This is a genomic window from Aliigemmobacter aestuarii (assembly GCF_004799285.1).
Classification (GTDB): domain Bacteria; phylum Pseudomonadota; class Alphaproteobacteria; order Rhodobacterales; family Rhodobacteraceae; genus Aliigemmobacter; species Aliigemmobacter aestuarii.
On the sequence record NZ_SSND01000005.1, the window covers coordinates 102,262 to 122,348 of the forward strand.

The window sequence follows — 20,087 nt, forward strand, 5'->3', positions numbered from 1 at the left end:
GAGCGGGCCGTGATCCTTGAAAACCGGACCCTTGAGGAACTGAAGCCCGGCGATACCGCCGAACTGCGCAGGCTTTGCACCGTCGACGATGTGCTGGCCTTCGCCAATGTCTCGGGCAACCACAATCCGATGCACCATCACGCGAAGGATGGCGATGGCGACGGGCAGGCCGAAATCGTCGTGCCGGGGTCGATGGTGGCGGCCTTCCTGACGGCGGTTCTGGGCACCGTCCTGCCCGGCGGGGGCACGCTGTCGCGCGCGCTGGAGGTGCGGTTTCCGAACCGGGCGGTGGCGGGCGATGAACTGGTGTCGCGCGTGACGGTCGTGTCTGTCGACCGGGCCGAGGGGCTGGTGACGCTGGATGCGCTGGTGACACGGGCGGCCGACGGATTGGTCCTGCTGGAAGGCCGGGCAACGGTGCAGGCCCCGCGGACCAAGGTGGCCTATGACACGCGCGACATGCCCGGCCTGATCGTTCAGCGCCACCGCCATTTCGAAGCCCTGCTGGCGCGCGCGGCACCGCTGCCTGCCCTGCGCACGGCGGTCGTCTGCCCGGAAAAGCCCGATGCGCTGAACGGGGCGCTTCTGGCGCGCGATCATACGCTGATCGAGCCGGTCCTTCTGGGAAGCGCTGCGCGCATTGCCGCCGTGGCAGCCGAACTGGGCCGCGACCTGACAGGAATCGAGGTGATCGACCTGCCCGATCCGGTGGCGGCCGCGGCGGCAGCCGTGGCCCTTGCGCGCGAGGGGAAGGTGCAGGCGTTGATGAAGGGGCACCTGCATACCGACGAGCTTCTCCGCCCGGCGGTGGATCGCGACACGGGATTGCGCGGGCGGCGCAGGTTCAGCCATGTCTTCGTGATGGATGTGCCGGGTCTTGCCCATCCGCTTCTGGTGACGGATGCGGCGATCAACATCGCGCCTGACCTGATGACCAAGGTCGATATCGTGCAGAACGCGATCGACCTTGCCCTGTCCCTGGGGATCGAACAGCCCAAGGTCGGCGTGCTGTCGGCGGTAGAGACGGTCAACCCGGCGTTGCCGTCGTCGATCGACGCGGCGCTTCTGTCCAAGATGGCCGAACGCGGGCAGATCAAGGGCGGGGTCGTCGACGGGCCGCTGGCGATGGACAATGCCGTGGACATGGCCGCCGCCCGGACCAAGGGCATCACCTCGCCGGTGGCAGGGCGGGCCGAGGTGCTGGTCGTGCCGGGGATCGATGCGGGCAACATGCTGGCCAAGCAGCTGACCTACCTGTCGCATGCCGAGGCCGCGGGCGTGGTGATCGGGGCGCGGGTGCCGATCATCCTCAACAGCCGGGCCGATGACGACATGGCGCGGCTGGCCTCTTGCGCGGTGGCGGCGCTTTACGACCTGTGGCTTCGCGATCAGAATCGCGCGGGCAGGTAAGGCGCCATCGCCAGACCCGGATCGCGCCCGGCGACCAGATCCGCCACGATGCGCGCCGTCACGGGCGCCAGCGTCAGGCCGATATGGCCGTGGCCATAGGCATGGATCACATCCGCCCCCGCCCGGCTTGGGCCGATCACCGGCACGCTGTCGGGCATCGAGGGGCGGAAACCCATCCAGTGGCGCGCGGGCGGTCCCAGATCGGGAAAGATCGCCTTTACGCCCTCGACAAGCCGGGCGATGCGATGGGGCGAGGGCGGTGCGGTCAGCCCGCCCAGTTCAACCGTGCCCGCCGCGCGCAACCGCCCTGTCATCGGGCAAAGGTAGAACCCGCGCGAGGTCGGGCAGCAGGGGCGGTTCAGCCGCGGCGCATCCATGTCCCATTCGACGTGATAGCCGCGTTCGGTATCCAGCGGCACGCGGTCGCCCGCCTGCCGCGCCAGCGCGCGCGAATGGGCCCCGGCGGCCAGGACCACGCGGCGCGCCTCGACCCGCAGGCCCGGCCCGGTCAGAAAGATGCCCCCCGCCTGCCGTGCCAGCCCGTTGACGCGGTGGGGCAGGTGCGTAACGCCCGCCGCCGCGCAGGCCGAGGCCATCCGCCCCATCATCCGCCCCGGATCGGTCAGGAAGACCGCCCCCGGAAAGAAGGCCCCGCCCCACGCGACCGGGGGCAGGTTCGGCTCCATCGCGGCAAGTTCGGCCGGGCCGATCAGGTCGACGGTGATGCCGTGGCTGCGGCGAAAGGCCATGTCGGCCTCGGCCGCGCGGCGGGCGGCCGCGGTTTCATAGACGTAAAGGCAGCCCCGCTGTTGCAGGATGTCGGCGCCCCCGATTCCGGCGGCGAGCTCCTGCCAGAGGGGCGTTGCATCGGCCAGAAGCGCCGCGATCGCCGCCGCGTTCCTGCGCGCCGCCCCCGGCAGGGATTGCCGCGCAAAGCGCAGCAGCCACGGCGCCAGCGTGGGCAAGGCCGCGCGGCGGATCGCCAGCGGCGAATTGCGGTCGAACAGCAGCGACGGCAGGTTCTTCAAGACGTCGGGTGTGCCGACCGGCATCACCGCGTAATCCGCGATCGTGCCGGCATTGCCGTATGATGCGCCCGATCCCGGTGGTTCGGGGTCGATCAGCAGCACCTCATGCCCGTCGGCGGCCAGACGCAGCGCGCAGGCCATGCCGACCACACCCGCGCCGATCACCGCGATTTCGGTGGAAAGACGTTCTGTCATCGCCCTGTCAGTCCGTGGTGCCCGGCGGGTTCATCCGGCCCGCCGGGCGGCTGTCATCACATGCAGGCCTCGAACAGCGCGCGGGTGTTTTCGCGCGTCATGGCCACAGGGTTCCCGCCGCAGGACGGGTCTTCCAGCGCCATGTCGGTCAGTTCGTCCAGCCGGTCGCGTTGCACCCCCATCGCCGTCAGGTTCTCCGGGATGGCGAGGCGCGCGCGCAGGGCCATGATCGCGGCGCGGAACCCGTCGAACCCGCCCGCGATGCCCAGATAGGCGGCGGCGGCCTTGATGCGGTCCTCGATCGCGGCGCGGTTGAAATCCAGCACCATCGGCATCACCACGGCGTTCGTCGTGCCGTGGTGGGTGTTGTAGACCGCGCCCACCGGATGCGAGAGCGAGTGGATCGCCCCCAGCCCCTTCTGGAACGCGACAGCCCCCATCGCCGCCGCGCTCATCATGTGGGCGCGGGCGTCAAGGTCGTTCGGGTTGTCGTAGACCTTCGGCAGGTTCTCGAACACCAGCCGCATCCCTTCCAGAGCGATGCCCTGGCTCATCGGGTGGTAATGCGGGCTGCAATACGCCTCGAGGCAATGGGCCAGCGCATCCATGCCCGTGCCTGCGGTGATGAAACGCGGCATTCCCACGGTCAGCGCCGGATCGCAGATCGTGACCACGGGCATCAGCCTGGGATGGAAGATGATCTTCTTCTTGTGGGTCGCGCTGTTGGTCAGCACACCGGCCCGGCCCACTTCGGAGCCGGTTCCGGCGGTTGTGGGCACGGCGATGACGGGGGCGATCTTGTCGGCATCGGCACGGGTGTACCAGTCGTCCACATCCTCCAGGTCCCAGACCGAAAGATCCTCGCGCTGGCCGGCCATCAGGGCAATCATCTTGCCCAGATCCAGCGCCGAACCGCCACCGAAGGCCACCACCCCGTCATGCCCGCCCGCGCGATAGACGCTGATGCCGGCGGCCATGTTGCCCTCGTGCGGGTTCGGGTCGACATCGCTGAACACGGCGCGGCCAAGGCCCGCGGCGTCAAGCACATTCAGCGCGCCCGCGGTGATCGGCAGGGCGGCAAGCGCGCGGTCGGTCACCAGCAGGGGGCGGCTGATGCCTGCGGCCTTGCAGTGATCGGCCAGTTCGGCAATCCGGCCCACGCCGAATTTGATCGCGGTCGGGTATGACCAGTTGCGATTGGGCACATTGTGCGCGGTCATGGTGTCAGACTTTCTTGAGGTGATAGGATTTCGGGCGCGTCAGGCTGAGGAAACCGAGATAGGACAGCGAGGTGCCCCGCCCGGTATCCTTGCATCCCGTCCAGCACAGTGCCGGGTCAAGGTAATCGGCCCGGTTCATGAAGATCGTGCCGGTTTCGATCTGCGCGCCGATGGCGGCGGCCGTGTCATAGTCCTGCGTCCAGATCGAGGCGGTCAGGCCGTAGGGGCTGTCGTTCATCAACGCGATGGCCTCGGCGTCGTCTTTGACTTTCATGATCCCCACCACCGGGCCGAAGGATTCCTCCATCATCACCCGCATCTTGTGGTTGACGTTGGTCAAGATCTGCGGCGCGAGATAGGCGCCGCCATCATTGGCGGGGAAATGCGACGGGTCGATCATCGGTTTCGCCCCCATCGCCACCGCTTCGGCGATCTGGTCGCGCACCACCTTGGCGAAACGGGCATTGGCCATCGGGCCGATGGTGGTGGCCGCATCGAAGGGGTTGCCCAAGGTCAGGCCCTTGACCCATGCCACCGCCTTTTCCACGAAGGCATCATACAGGCTTTCGTGCACATAGATCCGTTCGATCCCGCAGCAGCACTGGCCGGCGTTATACATCGCGCCGTCCATCAGCGTATCGACCGCCGCATCCAGATTTGCGTCGGCGCGGACATAGCCGGGGTCCTTGCCGCCCAGTTCCAGGCCAAGGCCGGTGAAGGTGCCCGCCGCCGCGCGTTCGATCGCGGCGCCACCGCCGACCGAACCGGTGAAATTCACGAAACCGAAGGACTTGGCGCCGATCAGGTGTTCGGTCGTGGCATGGTCCAGCACGACGTTCTGGAATACATCCTGAGGCACGCCGCCCGCGTGGAACGCCTCGGCCAGCCGTTCGCCCACCAGAAGCGTCTGGCTTGCGTGCTTCAGGATCACCGTGTTTCCGGCGATCAGCGCGGGCACAAGCGTGTTGATCGTGGTGAGGTAGGGGTAGTTCCAGGGGGCGACGATGAAGACAACGCCCACGGGTTCGCGCGCCAGATAGCGGCGGAAGGCGTTCGAATCCTCGATCACCTTGGGCGCCAGGCTTTCGGCGGCGATTTCCGACATGTAGTCGGTCCGGGCGTTCACGCCGCCGTATTCCCCGCCAAAGCGCGTCGGGCGGCCCATCTGCCAGGCCAGTTCCTCCACCACCACATCCTTCATGTCGTTCAGGATCTTCACACCCGCCTTCACCAGCGCGATGCGTTCCTCCAGGGGGCGCGCGGCCCAGCCTTTCTGCGCGGCCTTGGCCCGTGCCACGGCGGCCTCGGCCGCATCGCGCGAAAGGGGCATCCGTTCGGCATAGACCCGGCCATCGACCGGGGAAATCAGTTGGATCGGTTTCATCTTCTGTCGTCCTCATCTGCGCGGCGAGCCGCGCGGTCATGTCCTGTCGCCGTGGCCTCAGGCCCGGTCGAATCCGCGCGCAACTTCCCAGTCGGTCACGACGCGGAAATACTCTGCCAGTTCCCATTGCGCGGCATGGTGATAGTGGTCGATCACGTCATCCCCGAACGAGGTCCGGAGGAAGGCGGATGTCCGCAGTGTTTCTGCCGCGGCCACCAGCGTTTTCGGCACTTCGCGCACCTCGCCCGCCTGATAGATATCGCCCGCGGTTTCGGGCTCCAGTTCCATCTTCTTCTCGATCCCGTCAAGCCCTGCCGCCAGAAGCGCCGCACAGGCCAGGTAGGGGTTCAGGTCGGCCCCGCCGATGCGGCATTCCACGCGCACGGCCTTTGTCCCCTCGCCGCAGACGCGGAAACCGGCTGTGCGGTTGTCGCAGGACCAGACCGCCTTGGTGGGCGCGAACATGCCCACGACAAAGCGCTTGTAGCTGTTCACGTTCGGCGCAAGGAAAAAGGCGATATCGGAGGCATGGGCCAGCTGGCCTGCAAGGAAATGGCACATCAGGTCAGACATGCCATGCGGCTTGTCTGGGTCGAAGAAGGCGGGGGCGCCGTTCGACCAGAGCGACTGATGCACATGGCTGGACGATCCGGCGCGGCGGTGGTCGTATTTCGCCATGAAGGTGGCCGATACCCCGTGCTTCGCGGCGATCTGCTTGACCCCCAGCTTGATGATCGAATGCATGTCGGCGGTGTCCATCGCATCCGAATACTTCGCGTTCACCTCTTCCTGTCCGGCGTCGGCCTCGCCCTTGGAACATTCGATCGGGATGCCCGCGCCCCACAGGCCGTTTCGGATGTCGCGCATCACCGGTTCGTCCCGGCTGGTGCCGAAGATGGAATAGTCCACGTTGTGCCGGGCCACGGCCGTCATCTGGCGATAGCCGGTGTCGAACAGATGGGCATAGCTTTCCTCGAACAGGAAGAATTCCAGTTCGGTCGCCATCATCGCATCGAAACCCATGGCCTTGGCGCGTTCGATCTGGCGTTGCAGCATCGTGCGCGGCGCGTGGGGCACAAGGTCATGCGTGTGGTGATCCAGCACGTCGCACATCACCAGCGCGGTGCCCGGCACCCATGGCAGGCGGCGGAGCGTGGAAAGATCGGGGCGCATGATGTAATCGCCATAACCCGCCTTCCAGCTTGAGGCCTTGTAGCCCGGCACGGTGATCATCTCCATGTCGGTGGCCAGAAGGTAGTTGCAGCAGTGGGTTTCTTCCCACGCGCTGTCCAGAAAATGCTGCGCGACAAAGCGCTTGCCCATCAGGCGGCCCTGCATGTCGACGATGCAGGCGGCAACGGTATCGATTTCGCCCGCGGCAACGGCGGCCTTCAGGCTTTCAAGGGTCAGGTTTGCAGGCATGGTTCGCCTCTTTCGGTTGTCTTTCAGGGGTCCGGTCGGTCGGGGAAGCCCGGCAGCGCCTGCCGGGGCGGAATGTCAGCCGCGCGCCCCGGCGCCACCGAATTCCGGCTTGCGCGTCCAGAAGGTCAGGCCGTGGCCTGCGGTGGCTTCGGTCGGTCCGTCTTCCCTGAGTGTCATGGTTTCCTCTTGGTCATGTCCTTTGTTGCGGGGTCATTTTCCGTAGATTGTGTTGGGCAGCCACAGCGCGATCTGCGGGAAGGCCATCACCAGTGCCAGCGCCAGCGTCATCACCAGGACGAAGGGCAGGATCGACCGGTAGATGTCGATGATCGTGATCTCCTTCGGTGCCATCGCCCGCATCAGGAACAGGTTATAGCCGAAGGGTGGCGTCAGATAGGCGATCTGGCAGGTGATGGTATAAAGCACGCCGTACCAGATCAGCACATCGGCCTTGTCCATGCCAAGGTCCAGCACCCGGACCAGCGGCACGTAAAGCGGCGCCACGATCACCAGCATGGCCGTGTCATCCAGGAACATGCCCATCACCAGATAGGACAGCTGCATCAGGATCAGGATTTCCCAGGGGCCAAGCCCGAGGTCGCCGACAAAGAAGCCCTCGATCGCCTTGACCGCGCCAAGGCCGTCGAACACCGCCCCGAAAGTCAGCGCGGCCAGGATGATCCACATGAACATGCAGGAAATGGCCAGCGTCAGGCGGGTGCATTTCTCGAACACCTCACGGTTGAAGCGTCCCTTCAGGATGGCCGCGGCCACCGTCGTCAACGCCCCGATCACCGAGCTTTCGACAAGGCTGGTGTAGCCGTTCACGAAGGGCACCATCATCACGAAGAAGATGATGAAGGGCAGCGCCCCCGCGCGCAGCAGGCGCAGTTTTTCCGCCGTCGTGATCTCGGCGCGTTCCTCTTCGGAAAGGGCCGGACCCAGGGAGGGCGTGATCTTGCAGCGAAGCCAGATGTAGAGGACGAAAAGCGCCGCCATCATCAGCCCTGGAAACACCCCGGCCAGCCACAGCTGCCCGACCGGCTGGCGCGCGATCATCGCGTAAAGCACCAGCACGACCGAGGGCGGGATCAGGATGCCCAAGGATGACCCGGCCTGGATCACGCCCGTGACCATGCGCTTGTCATAGCTGCGGCGCAGAAGTTCCGGCAGGGCGATGGTGGCCCCGATCGCCATGCCCGCGACCGAAAGCCCGTTCATCGCCGAGATCAGCACCATCAGAAGGATCGTGCCGATGGCAAGCCCGCCCGGTACCGGCCCGAACCAGACATGGAACATTCGATACAGGTCGTCGGCCAGCCGCGCCTCGGACATCACATAGCCCATGAAGACGAACATCGGCAGCGTCAGCAGCGGATACCACTTCATCAGCTTCATGCCCGCCCCGAAGGCAAGGCCCTGCCCGCCGGTGCCCCAAAGCATCAGCGCGGCGACGACGCCGACAAAGCCGATCACGCCGAATACACGCTGGCCGGTCAGCATCATGACCAGCATCGACAGGAACATCACAAGGGCGATCATCTCATACGACATGTCAGATCGCCTTTCCGCGCAGGGCTGCCACATCCTTGAAGAAGATCGACAGCGACTGCAGGATCATCAGGAACACGCCCAGGTTCATCACCGCCTTGATCGGCCACATGTAGGGCCGCCAGGGCGAGGGGCTGCGTTCGTTGTACTGGATCGAATACATCATGCTTTCGATCCCGCCATACAGCAGCACGCCAAGGAAGATGATGACGGCAAAGACGGTGAAGGCATCGAACCAGCTGCGCCTGCGTTCGGTCCAGTTGCCGTAAAGCAGGTCCATCCGCACATGATCGCCGGTCTGCATCGAATAGGGACCGCCCAGCATGAAATAGGCGATCATCACGAACTGTGCGGCCTCGAGCGGCCACATGCTGGGCGTCGAGCTGAGCTTGGACAGGGACGACCAGAGCAGGATCGCCATCAGCACATACAGCAGGTACATGGCGAACCGGCCGACGCGGTAATTGATCGCATCGACGATCCGGACAAACAGAACGATCGGGCGCGGCATCGGGTCTCCTTATCCTGCCTTCACCCTGAGGCTGATGCGGGCCAGCGCCTCGGTCAGCACGGGGGCAAGTATTTCGGCCATCGCCTCTTCGGCGGCGGGCGTGGCGATCAGGTCGTTGCGGATTTCCAGCATGACGTTCTGCAGCGCGTAGGGCGTGGCGTGCAGGCGCAGGCTGTGGGTCACGTCATCGGCGGCGGAATAGGGGGCGTTGAGTTCGGTCCGAAGCCCGGTGCGTTCGCGCGCCACCTCGACGACGGCGCGCGCCAGCGTCGGGTCGTGATCGTGGATCACGCCGAATTCCACGGCCCGTGGCTGGTCGAAGTAAACCGGCGTGAAGCTGTGGATCGTCACCATCACCGGCGCCAGGCCAAGCGCGATCCGCCCGGCGATGCAGCCATGCAGCGCATCATGGAACGGCAGATAGATCGCCTGCGTCCGCCGGTGGCGTTCCGCCGGGCCGATCGACTGGTTGCCGGGGATGTCATGCACCTCGGACCGGGCGGGCATGGCGCCGGCCATGTCGGGCGCGCGGTTGCAGTCATAGACGAGCCGGCTGACCGGGGCATGGACCAGCACCGCATCAAGCCGCCGCATCAGTCCCCGCGCCAGTCCGAGCGCGCCGGGGTCCCAGGCGATATGGGCGTGGCGCTGCGCCTCTGTCAGGCCCAGATCGCCCCATGCGGCCGGAATGGTGTTCGAGGCATGTTCGCAGACCAGAACGACACGGCCGCCCGCGCCCGCGTTCTCGACATGCGCCGGAAAAGGCCCGGCTGGCGTTTCCTGTGCCGCTGTCATGGCAGCGAGTCATCTCCCTGTATGGGCGGAGCGTCCCAATCGGCTCTGCCTCTGTCAACATGTTTTCTTTCGCGCCCGATCTGTTACGATGTTTTCTGACCGATCCCGGGCCGGGTGCCTTTTCTGTTCGCATGTCAAGGAGAGCGCGTGGATATTTCCCCCTCGATGGAAGAGCGCCTGCGCGCAGCCCTCCCGGATCTGACCCGGGCCGAACGGCAGCTGGCCACCCATGTGCTGCAGCATTTCCCGGTGGCTGCGCTCGGGTCGATCACCGCCCTTGCGCGCGCTGCCGAGGTATCGACGCCGACGGTCGTGCGGCTGGTGCAGAAGCTGGGATACAAGGGATATCCCGATTACCAGAACGCGCTGCGCGGCGAGGTCGAGGCGATGCTGGTCTCGCCCATTGCAAAGCATGACCGGTGGGCGGGGGGCGTTCCCGATACCCATATCCTGAACCGCTTTGCCGATGCGGTGCTGGCCAACCTGCAATCCACCCTCGGCCAGATCGACCATGCCGAATTCGATGCGGCGGCGGCGCTTCTGGCTGACCGGAACCGCCGTGTCTTTGCCATCGGCGGGCGGATCACCCATGCGATGGCAGATTACTTCGTATCGCTGATGAAGATCGTCCGCCCGGATGTGACGCTTCTGTCGGACATGTCGAACACATGGCCGCCCGCGCTGCTGGAGATGCAGAAAGGCGATGTGCTGCTGGTCTTCGACATCCGGCGGTACGAGAATTCGGTGCTGCAACTGGTGGAACTTGCGGTGGAACAGGGGGCCGAGGTGGTGCTGATCACCGACCGCTGGGTCAGCCCTGCCGCCTCGCATGCGCGGCACACCTTCTGCTGCTACATCGAGGTTCCGAGTGCCTGGGACAGCACCGTTTCGATCCTCGTCCTGGTCGAAACGCTTCTGGCCGCCGTCCAGAGCCTGACCTGGGGCGAAACCGAAGGCCGGATGAAGCGGCTGGAAGACCTGTATGCGCGGTCAAGGTTCTTTCGCAGGCATCGCTGACGCGCCTGCGGGGCGGCGTCAGGTGATTGGTGGGGCCACCGGTTTGCGCCTTGCCCCCGACATCGCGTTGAAAGCGATGGCCGACATCAGCACCGCACCGCCAAGGAACGTCGCCTGACTGGCCGTTTCTCCCAGGAAGGCCCAGACCCAGACCGGCGCCAGCAGCACCTCGACCATTGAAAGAAGGGTCAGTTCGGCCGCCGGGATCACCCGGCTGCCCAACGTGTAAAGCACCATACCGGCGGCCAGAAGGCCCGCGCCCATGCCCATCGCGATGGCCCCGTCCTTGACCGACACCGCAAGGCTTCCGCCCGTCGCCCACAAGACGGCCGCCGCGACCAGCGCCGAGAAGACCCCGCCCAGGATGACGGCGGGCATCATGTTCTCGACCCGGCGCCAGCGCAGCGCGATGGAAAAGGCGGCAAAGCCGAAGGCCGAAAGAAGGGCCGCGATATTCCCGGCCAGAGCCCCCGCCGCCAGCCCTTCGCGCACCATGATCCACATGCCCGCCAGCGCCAGCGCCATCGCGACCCAGGTCGCGAGGCGCACCGGCTCGCGCAAGAGGATCCAGCCAAGGACCGCCGCCAGGAAGGGCGAGGCCGAGAACAGGAAGACGGCATTTGCGACGGTGGTCGACTGGATCGCGAAGATCGCCCCCGCGAAGGCAAAAACCAGCCCCGCCCCGCCGACGATCCCGGCAAGCCCGACCTTGCGGATCCGCCGCAGCGGATGCCCGCCCGAGGACCGTGTGACATAGGCCAGCAGCACGGGCACAAGGCCCAGCGACCGCCAGAACAGGACGGCCCAGGTTCCCGCCTCGTCGATGTTGCGGATCGCAAGCCCCATCGCCGACCACAGGACCGAGGCGACGATGACGAAGATCACGCCATTGGAATAGGACATCGGACCGGACATTGCGCGGGGCTCCTTCGCGGGCAGTGTTTCGCCCCGAGGGTGGCGCGTCTGTTCCGTTTGCGACGCCGGCTTGCCTGCGGCGGCCCCGGTTTTCCCGGTTCGCGACGGCCCGTCAGCCGTCAGTAGCCGCGCACGCGATCCACCTGATGCAGCAGAGGTTCGCCTGCCTCGGCGCGGCGGATGTTTTCGGCCACCACCCGCGCGGCGCTGTCCGCCCGCGTATCGGCGGCGATATGGGGTGTCACAGTCACGCGCGAATGGGTCCAGAACGGATGACCGGCCGGCAGGGGTTCTACCCGGAAGACGTCCAGCGTGGCATGTCCGACCTGACCGCTGTCCAGCGCGGCCAGAAGCGCCTCGTCGTCGATCAGCGGCCCGCGGCCGGGGTTGACGATCGCGGCACCCGGGGCGAGCCAGCCCAGCGTTTCGGCGTTCAGGATGTTTTCCGTCCCGGGCGTCCGGGGCAGCAGCGTCACGACGATCTCGGCCCCGGAAAGGGCTTCGCGCAGCCCGTCCGTGCCGTGATGGCAGCGCACGCCCGGCAGCGATTTGGGGGTGCGGCTCCAGCCGCGAAGATCGAAGTGCAGCGCCCCCAGCGCCTGCAGGCAGGCCGCACCAAGCGCCCCGAGCCCCAGCATCGTGACCTTGCGGTCACGGGCAAGCGGCGGGCAGCGGTGATCCCAGACATGACCGGGGTTCACGATGTGGCGGTCCATCCCCAGGTGATGGCGCAGCACATGGCCCAGAACGTATTCGACCATGCCTTCGGTCAGGCCCGGATCGACCATCCGGCACAGCGGCTGGGTCAGCGTGGGGTTGCCCACGATCCGCTCCACCCCGGCCCAGAGGCTTTGCACCAGCTTCACGTTGGTGAAGGGCGCGAAATCCTGCAAGGGCGAGGTCGGCGCATAGACGATGTAATCGACAGCATCCGGCGTGGCGGTTTCCGTGACGATCCGCGCGGGCACTCCGGCATCGGCCAGGGCAAGGGGCAGGGCGGTCCGGTATTCGTCCCAAAGGCCGGCCCCCCCGGCAAAGAGGATCGTTCGCATCCGATTTCCCTTCTATCGCAGACGGTGGACATGGGCGCTTTGCACCAGCCCGAAGGCGGCCAGAAGCACCAGCATCGCGGAACCGCCATAGGACACCAGCGGCAGGGGCACCCCCACCACCGGGGCAAGGCCCATCACCATCGCCATGTTGACCGCGAAGTAGAAGAAGAAATTCGCCGCCACCCCGAGGATCAGCAGCGACGAGAAGCGGTCCTTGTTCTGCAGCGCCGAGATCACGCAAAAGGCGATGATCGCGGCGTAAAGGATCAAGAGCGAGATCCCGCCGATGAACCCGAATTCCTCGGCCAGGGTGGTGAAGATGAAATCGGTGTGCTTTTCGGGGAGGAAGTTCAGGCGCGATTGCGTGCCCTGCATGAAACCCTTGCCCGTCCAGCCCCCCGATCCAAGCGCGATCTGCGCTTGGATGATGTTGTAGCCCGCGCCAAGGGGATCTGCCGTCGGATCAAGGAAGGTGTCGATCCGGCGGAACTGATAGTCGTGCAGCAACTGCCAGCTGGTCCCGCGCGAGGCGAGGACAGTGGCGACCAGCCCGCCGCCCGCAGCAATGACCACCGCGAAATAGATCCAGCTGACGCCTGCGCAGAACATCACCACAGCCCCGCCCGCAAGCAGAAGGATCGCGGTGCCAAGGTCCGGCTGCACAAGGACAAGCGCGGTCGGGATCAGGATGGCAATGACCGGGATCAGCACCCACAGCGGGTGCGAGGTCTTGCGGATATCGAGCCAGTCGTAATAGGCGGCGAGGAACATCACCAAGGCGATCTTCATCAGCTCCGAGGGTTGCAGCATGATGAAGCCGAGGTTGATCCAGCGCTGCGCGCCCATGCCGACATGGCCGAAGAATTCGACCGCCACCAGCAGCAGAAGCGCGACACCATAGGCGATGGCAGACATGTTCCGCCAGAACCAGATGGGCACGAAGGCGATGATCATCATGACGACGATGCCCCCGGCATAGCGCTTCATCTGCGGTTCGGCCCAGGTTTCGATGTTGCCGCCCGCAACGGAATACAGCATCAGCCAGCCGATCGCGGCCACCGCCGTCAGCAGCAGGACCAGCGCCCAGTTGACATACAGCACCTTGCGCAGGCCCGTGGGCGCGGTCTTGATGCGATATTCAAGAAAACTCATGGCGCGGCCCCCGTTCCCGTCTCAGGCGCGCGATTGCGAGGGCGCGCCCGTTTCCGGGTCGCGCAGCGGCATCGCCTTCAACTGCGTCTCGATCCGTCCCCGCTGCGAGGCCGGGTAGGCCGACAGGGGCGGCATCTCGCCCGCGAGGCAGCGCAGGATCACGTCCCGGCCGATCGGCGCGGCTGCCGTGGACCCGCCCCCGCCATGTTCCACCACCACGGCCACCGCGTATTTCGGCTTGTCATAGGGCGCATAGCAGACGAACAGCGCGTGGTCGCGGCGGTTCCACGGCAGCTGGTCGTTCGAGATGACGCCCCGCGCGCGTTCGGCGGCGGTGATGTTGCGCACCTGGCTTGTCCCGGTCTTGCCGGCCATGAGCCAGGCTTTTTCCACGATCTGCGACGATTTCGCGGTGCCCCGGGAATCGTTGACCACCGCGAACATGCCTTGCTGGACGGCGCGCAGGTTTTCCGCCGACAGGCCCAGCGATGGCGCGGGCTCGACCGGGACGGTCTCGTTCCCGACCATGTGGATCAGCCGCGGCTTCACCGCCCGGCCCGTGGCCAGGCGCGCCGTCATCACCGCAAGCTGCAGCGGCGAGGTCAGCACATAGCCCTGCCCGATCGAGGCGTTGACCGTGTCGCCGATCCGCCACTCCTGCTTGTAGCGTTCCTGCTTCCACGCCTTCGAGGGCATCACCCCGTCGGTGATCGCCGACATCGGCAGGTCGGGCCGTTCGCCCAGGCCGAACAAGCGCCCGATCTCGGCGATCTTGTCGATCCCGACCTTCAGGGCCACGTCGTAGAAATAGACGTCACAGCTTTCCGACAGCGCGCGTTCCAGCGCGACGGTGCCGTGTCCCGAGCGTTTCCAGCAGTGGAACCGCCGGTCGCCCACTTCCAGATAACCGGGGCAGCGCACCCCGGTCTGTCCGGTCACGGTGCCTGTTTCCAGGGCCGCAAGGGCGGTGATCATCTTGAAGGTCGATCCGGGCGGATAGGCGCCCTGCACCGTCTTGTTGGCCAGGGGCCGGTGATCGTTTTCCGTCAGTTCGGCATATTCGGTATGGCTGATGCCGCGCACGAACATGTTCGGATCGAAGGACGGGGCCGAGGCGATGGCGATGATGTCGCCGGTCTCGACATCCATCACCACGACTGCCGCGCTTTCCTCGCCCAGACGGACCTGCGCGAAGTTCTGGACGCCCGCATCTATGGTCAGGCGGATATCGTCACCCGGCTCGCCCTCCTGCCGGTCAAGCTCGCGCATGACGCGGCCTACGGCGTTCACCTCGATCCGCTTCGCCCCGGCAGAGCCGCGCAGGATGTCCTCGGTCCAGCGTTCGACGCCGATCTTTCCGATCTGGAACTTCGGGATCTGCAAGAGCGGATCGGGATTTTCCTGTGCCTCAAGATCCTTTTCGCTGACCGGCCCGACATAGCCGACGACATGGGCGAAATCGGTATCCATCGGATAGACCCTGCTCAACCCCACCTCGGGCGAGACGCCGGGCAGCACCGGCGAATTGAGCGCGATCTTGGACAGCTGATCCCAGGTCAGCCGTTCGGCCACGATCAGCGGCACGAAGCCCGACCGCCGCTTCGCCTCGCGGATGGTGCGGTCGATGTCTTCCTGCGACAGCGGGATCAGGGTGGACAGCCGTTCCAGCACCGCCTCAAGATCGCCCGCGTCCTCGCGCGTGATGACGACGCGGTAATTCTGTTCGTTGCCCGCGATCAGGCGGCCGTTGCGGTCGTGGATCAGCCCGCGGTTCGGCGGGATCAGCCGGATGTTGATCCGGTTCTCTTCGGCCAGAAGGCGGAACTGGTCGGCCTCCTCGACCTGAAGATAGCGCATCCGCCCCGCAAGAAGCGCCGCGAAGGACACCATCGTTCCGCCCAGGAAAAGGCCGCGCCGGGAAATGACGCGGGCGCTTTCCTCGGTGTCCTTCTGTGTCCGTCTCACAGGGGCCTCCCCATGTCGTCAACTTCGCCCGTGGCGGGCTTGCGCAGGCTCAGCAGCGCATGGCTGAAGCCCACCATGAGAGGATAGCAGAGGATCGTGCCCAGAGTCTGCACCGCCGCAAGGCCGAAGCCCGGTTGCGGCAAGAAGGCGATGGCATTGATCCCGCGGTTGAGGATCAGCATGGCCACCATGACGGCGGCGACCAGCAGCCATTCCATCGCGAAACCCAGTTCACGAGTCAGCGCGGCGCGGCTGCGCAGGAATTCGGTCGCAAGCACCACGATCGCGGCCCACAGGCCCGGCGGGCGCATCAGCAGGAAATCCTCGACCAGGTAGACCGCGACGATCAAGAGGACGGGCAGTTGATCGGGGCGCCGCGTTACCCAGGCCAGCGTCAGGCAAAGCAGCAGATCGGGGCCGGGCCAGCCGCCCGCCTCGATCCCGACCCCCAGGGGCAAGAGGCGGGAAAAGAAGATTACCAGCGCGATCAGCACATAGGCGGCCTGCATCAGCCACAGGTCACGGCGAAACGCGTCAACCATTGTCACCTCCGTCGGTCGCGGCGGCTTCGGCATCGGCCGACGGCATCGGGCCGAACATGTCGGGCGAGGGCTGGGGCGGGGCGACCAGCGCGCCGGGATCGGTGATCGGCTCAAGCCGGTGGCTGCGCAGGACGCGCAGGAATTCCAGCCGGCCGTAATCGGCGCTGAGTTGCACGCGCAGGCGGCGGTCCGGGCCCTGGACCGCGCTGCCGACCAAGAGGCCCGCCGGGAACATCGCCCCGTCGCCCGAGGTGATGACCTGATCGCCGGGGCGGACCAGATCGGGCTTTTCCACGAATTCCAGCGGCGGCGCCCCGGTGTTGTCGCCCGACAGAAGCGCCCGTTGCCCGGAGGGCTGCACGACGACCGGGATGCGGCTGTTCGAGTCGGTCAGAAGGATCACGCGGCTGGTGCGTTCGCCCACGCCCGAGATCCGCCCGACAAGGCCAAGTCCGTCCATCGCGGCCCAGCCGTCGCGGATGCCGTCGCGCGCGCCCACGTTCAGCAGAACGGATTGCCGGAAGGGCGAACCGCTGTCCGCCAGAACGACCCCGGTGACATGGGTCAGCGCCGGATCGAGCCGCACCTGATTGAGGTCCAGAAGCCGCGCGTTCTGCTGTTCAAGCTGCAGCGCCGCCTCTTTCCAGGCCTTCATCTGCTGCAGTTCGCGCCGCAGTTCCTGGTTCTGGTCGTAAAGCGCGGCATATGACTGGAAGCTGTCGATCATGTCCGCGGCCTTGGTCACAGGGACCAGCGCCCAGTCGAACGACGGCACAACCCTATCGACAAGCGCGGTGCGAAAGCGTTCGACGCGCGGGCTGTCGATGCGCCACAGAAGGAACAGCGCAAAGAGGACAAGAACCAGAAGGCCCACCAGAATTCGCCGGATGGGGCGCGAGAATTCGTCTGGACTGATCCTGTTCTTCGCCACGGGCTGCCTCTGTCAGATCGCTCGGCAGGGCCGGGGGCCGCAAACGGCCCGCCGATCAGCTGTCGTAGTCGATCACATGCCGCAATTGCTTTTCGTATTCCAGCGCCTTGCCGGTTCCGAGGGCAACACAATTCAGCGATTCATTGGCGACCGAGATGGAAAGCCCGGTCTGTTCGCGCAGCGCGAGGTCCAGATCGCCCAGAAGCGCGCCGCCCCCGGTCAGCATCACGCCCCGGTCGACGATGTCGGCCGCCAGATCCGGCGGCGTGGCTTCCAGCGCCTGCATCACCGCATCGCAGATCTGCTGGACGGGTTCGGCCAGCGCCTCGGCCACCTGGGCCTGGTTGATTTCGGTTTCCTTGGGAACGCCGTTCAGAAGGTCGCGGCCACGGATCGTCATCGAGGTGCCGCGCCCGTCATCGGGCATCCGCGCGGTGCCGATCGAGGTCTTGATCCGTTCGGCGGTGCTTTCGCCGATCAGCAGGTTCTGATGGCGGCGCAGGTAGGAAATGATCGCTTCGTCCATGCGGTCGCCGCCGACGCGCACCGAACGCGCATAGACGATGTCGCCCAGGGACAGAACCGCAACCTCGGTCGTGCCTCCGCCGATGTCGACGACCATGTTGCCGGTCGGGTCGGTGATCGGCATGCCCGCGCCGATGGCGGCGGCGATGGGTTCGGCGATCAGGCCCGCGCGGCGTGCGCCCGCCGACAGGACCGATTGCCGGATCGCGCGCTTTTCAACCGGGGTCGCGCCATGTGGCACGCAGACGATGATCTTCGGCTTCGAAAACGTCGTGCGCTTGTGGACCTTGCGGATGAAGTGCTTGATCATCTCTTCGGCGCTGTCGAAATCGGCGATGACGCCGTCGCGCATCGGGCGGATGGCCTCGATCGTGCCGGGGGTGCGGCCCAGCATCAGCTTGGCATCCTCGCCCACGGCCAGGACCTGCTTCTTGCCGTCCTTGACGTGATAGGCCACCACGGACGGCTCGTTCAGCACGATGCCCTTGCCACGGATGTAGACAAGCGTGTTCGCCGTGCCGAGGTCGATCGCCATGTCGGACGAAAACAGACCTGAAAGTGCCGCCATATCGAGGTGATCCTGATCAGAGTAAAACGGGCATTCCCGCGACTCAGAGGCCTGAGGCGGGCGCCTTCATATAAGGACAGGGCAGGGGCAGGGAAAGGCCTTTGGCGCTGCGGATCGGCGCAATTCCGCGTGTCACGGCGGCGCGGGCCGTCCCGCTGGGTGTGGAAAGGTCGCGATTTGCATCCTTTCCGTGCAGCGCCTGCACCGAGCACAGAGGGCCGCCGGAGCGGCCCCCTGTGGATTGATCGCATCCGTGCAAATGCGGAAATTTGCGGCGATCAGCCCGCGTCGCTGTATTTCACCTGCTTCACGTCATCGCCCGGCGCCGATTTGGTGCGCCGCACGATCAGCCGGTTCAGCGCGTTCACATAGGCCTTGACGCTGGCCACGATCGTATCGGTGTCGGCCGACTGCCCGGTGGCGATGCGGCCTTCTTCCTCGATCCGGACCGAAACGGTGGCCTGCGCATCCGTCCCTTCGGTCACCGCGTGGACCTGATACAGTTGCAGCCGCGCCTTGTGCGGGAACAGCATCTTGACGCAGTTGAAGGCCGCATCCACCGGGCCGTCGCCCGTGGCGTCGATGGAATGGTCCACCCCGTCGATCGACAGGGTCAGCTCTGCCTCCTGCGGGCCGTCGGTGCCGCAGATCACGCGCAGCCGCTTGACCACCAGATAGTCGCTTTCGGTGTTGGCCGCATGATCCGCCATCAGCGCCAAGAGGTCGTCGTCATAGATTTCCTTCTTGCGGTCGGCCAGCGCCTTGAACCGCACGAAGACATCGTTCAGCTGGTTGTCGGCCAGGTCATAGCCCAGTTCGCGCAGCTTGGCGCGCAGGGCAGCCCGGCCGGAGTGTTTGCCCATGGCGATGTTCTTGGCCTGCAACCCGATATCCTCGGGGCGCATGATCTCGAACGTCTCGACATTCTTCAGCACGCCGTCCTGATGGATGCCGCTTTCGTGCAGGAAGGCGTTCTTGCCGACGATGGCCTTGTTGAACTGCACCGGGAAGCCGGAAACCTGGCTGACGCGGCGGCTGATGTTCATGATCTTGGTGGTGTCGATGCCGGTGCGGAAGGGCAGGATGTCGTTGCGGACGCGCAGCGCCATCACCACTTCTTCCAGCGCGGTGTTGCCCGCGCGTTCGCCCAGCCCGTTGATCGTGCATTCGATCTGCCGCGCACCTGCCTCGACCGCGGCCAGGGCGTTGGCCGTCGCCATGCCCAGATCGTTGTGGCAATGGGTGGCGAAGATGATCTGATCGGCGCCCGGCACCCGTTCCAGCAGCATCTGGATGATCTTGGCGCTTTCGCGCGGATAGGTGTAGCCGACGGTATCGGGGATGTTGATCGTGGTGGCGCCCGCCTTGATCGCGATTTCCACGACGCGGCACAGGTAATCGGGTTCCGTCCGGGTGGCATCCATCGGCGACCACTGCACGTTGTCGCACAGGTTGCGCGCGTGGGTCACGGTTTCATGGATGCGCTCGGCCATCTGGTCCATGTCCAGATTGGGGATCGCCCGGTGCAGCGGCGAGGTGCCGATGAAGGTGTGGATGCGCGGCGATTTCGCGTGCTTCACGGCCTCCCAGCAGCGGTCGATATCCTTGAAATTCGCCCGCGCCAGACCGCAGATCGTGGCGTTCTTGGCATTCTTCGCGATTTCGGACACGGCGGCGAAATCGCCTTCCGAGGCGATGGGAAAGCCTGCCTCGATGATGTCCACGCCCATCTCGTCCAGCAGCGCCGCGATTTCCAGCTTCTCGTCATGCGTCATCGTGGCGCCGGGCGACTGTTCGCCATCGCGCAGCGTGGTGTCAAAGATCAGGACGCGGGGTTGTGCGCTCTTGTCGGTCATTGTGAAAGTCCTTGTTGCTTCGGCTGTCTTCTTCGGGCGCTGGTCACC

The 20,087-nt window shown here is 65.8% G+C and carries 17 protein-coding genes; 2 read left to right on the forward strand and 15 right to left on the reverse strand.

Features of this window, described 5'->3' with window-relative positions:
• The first annotated feature begins 9 nt into the window (after positions 1–9).
• Complete coding sequence (locus tag E7811_RS16030; RefSeq protein ID WP_136395685.1) at positions 10–1,410, forward strand: bifunctional enoyl-CoA hydratase/phosphate acetyltransferase; 1,401 nt, start codon at positions 10–12, stop codon at positions 1,408–1,410.
• Here E7811_RS16030 and E7811_RS16035 read toward each other — a convergent pair.
• From E7811_RS16035 to E7811_RS16065, 7 genes are all read right to left on the reverse strand, one after another.
• Positions 1,389–2,633, reverse strand: coding sequence for an NAD(P)/FAD-dependent oxidoreductase (locus E7811_RS16035; RefSeq protein WP_136395686.1), 1,245 nt, complete (start codon positions 2,631–2,633; stop codon positions 1,389–1,391). The genes E7811_RS16030 and E7811_RS16035 overlap by 22 nt on opposite strands.
• A gap of 56 nt (positions 2,634–2,689) precedes the next feature.
• Positions 2,690–3,853 carry an iron-containing alcohol dehydrogenase gene (locus E7811_RS16040; protein ID WP_136395687.1) on the reverse strand — a complete coding sequence of 388 codons (1,164 nt, stop codon included), beginning with the start codon at positions 3,851–3,853 and terminating at the stop codon, positions 2,690–2,692.
• A gap of 4 nt (positions 3,854–3,857) precedes the next feature.
• Complete coding sequence (locus tag E7811_RS16045) at positions 3,858–5,237, reverse strand: aldehyde dehydrogenase family protein (RefSeq protein ID WP_136395688.1); 1,380 nt, start codon at positions 5,235–5,237, stop codon at positions 3,858–3,860.
• 57 nt (positions 5,238–5,294) lie between these two features.
• Positions 5,295–6,659 carry a glutamine synthetase family protein gene (locus tag E7811_RS16050; protein ID WP_136395689.1) on the reverse strand — a complete coding sequence of 455 codons (1,365 nt, stop codon included), beginning with the start codon at positions 6,657–6,659 and terminating at the stop codon, positions 5,295–5,297.
• 210 nt (positions 6,660–6,869) lie between these two features.
• Entirely contained in the window at positions 6,870–8,213 is a 1,344-nt protein-coding gene (locus E7811_RS16055) for a TRAP transporter large permease (RefSeq protein WP_136395690.1), read from the reverse strand.
• A gap of 1 nt (position 8,214) precedes the next feature.
• On the reverse strand, positions 8,215–8,721 hold the full coding sequence (locus E7811_RS16060) for a TRAP transporter small permease subunit (protein WP_136395691.1): 507 nt from the start codon (positions 8,719–8,721) through the stop codon (positions 8,215–8,217).
• Between the two features lie 9 nt (positions 8,722–8,730).
• Positions 8,731–9,516: an N-formylglutamate amidohydrolase gene (locus E7811_RS16065; RefSeq protein ID WP_136395692.1), complete on the reverse strand. Its 786-nt coding sequence runs from the start codon at positions 9,514–9,516 to the stop codon at positions 8,731–8,733.
• Between the two features lie 165 nt (positions 9,517–9,681).
• On the opposite strand from E7811_RS16065, the gene E7811_RS16070 reads away from it, so the two are divergent.
• Complete coding sequence (locus tag E7811_RS16070; RefSeq protein WP_168733077.1) at positions 9,682–10,533, forward strand: MurR/RpiR family transcriptional regulator; 852 nt, start codon at positions 9,682–9,684, stop codon at positions 10,531–10,533.
• Between the two features lie 18 nt (positions 10,534–10,551).
• On the opposite strand, the gene E7811_RS16075 is transcribed toward E7811_RS16070, so the two are convergent.
• The 8 genes from E7811_RS16075 to E7811_RS16110 all read right to left on the reverse strand — a co-directional run bounded on the left by E7811_RS16075 (position 10,552) and on the right by E7811_RS16110 (position 20,039).
• Positions 10,552–11,448 (reverse strand): DMT family transporter, encoded by an 897-nt coding sequence (locus E7811_RS16075; protein ID WP_246020497.1) that lies wholly within the window; start codon positions 11,446–11,448, stop codon positions 10,552–10,554.
• 119 nt (positions 11,449–11,567) lie between these two features.
• Positions 11,568–12,500: a 2-hydroxyacid dehydrogenase gene (locus E7811_RS16080; protein WP_136395694.1), complete on the reverse strand. Its 933-nt coding sequence runs from the start codon at positions 12,498–12,500 to the stop codon at positions 11,568–11,570.
• A gap of 12 nt (positions 12,501–12,512) precedes the next feature.
• A complete protein-coding gene (rodA, locus tag E7811_RS16085; RefSeq protein ID WP_136395695.1) occupies positions 12,513–13,652 on the reverse strand; it encodes a rod shape-determining protein RodA in 1,140 nt (379 codons plus the stop codon).
• Between the two features lie 21 nt (positions 13,653–13,673).
• Positions 13,674–15,617 (reverse strand): penicillin-binding protein 2, encoded by a 1,944-nt coding sequence (gene mrdA, locus E7811_RS16090; protein WP_136395696.1) that lies wholly within the window; start codon positions 15,615–15,617, stop codon positions 13,674–13,676.
• Positions 15,614–16,159, reverse strand: coding sequence for a rod shape-determining protein MreD (locus E7811_RS16095; RefSeq protein WP_136395697.1), 546 nt, complete (start codon positions 16,157–16,159; stop codon positions 15,614–15,616). Before E7811_RS16095 ends, mrdA begins: the two co-directional genes overlap by 4 nt.
• Positions 16,152–17,090 carry a rod shape-determining protein MreC gene (gene mreC, locus E7811_RS16100; RefSeq protein WP_136395698.1) on the reverse strand — a complete coding sequence of 313 codons (939 nt, stop codon included), beginning with the start codon at positions 17,088–17,090 and terminating at the stop codon, positions 16,152–16,154. The genes E7811_RS16095 and mreC overlap by 8 nt, the downstream gene beginning before the upstream one ends.
• 55 nt (positions 17,091–17,145) lie before the next feature.
• A complete protein-coding gene (locus E7811_RS16105; protein WP_136395699.1) occupies positions 17,146–18,183 on the reverse strand; it encodes a rod shape-determining protein in 1,038 nt (345 codons plus the stop codon).
• A 278-nt stretch (positions 18,184–18,461) separates the two neighbouring features.
• Positions 18,462–20,039: a 2-isopropylmalate synthase gene (locus tag E7811_RS16110; protein ID WP_136395700.1), complete on the reverse strand. Its 1,578-nt coding sequence runs from the start codon at positions 20,037–20,039 to the stop codon at positions 18,462–18,464.
• Positions 20,040–20,087: the final 48 nt, after the last annotated feature.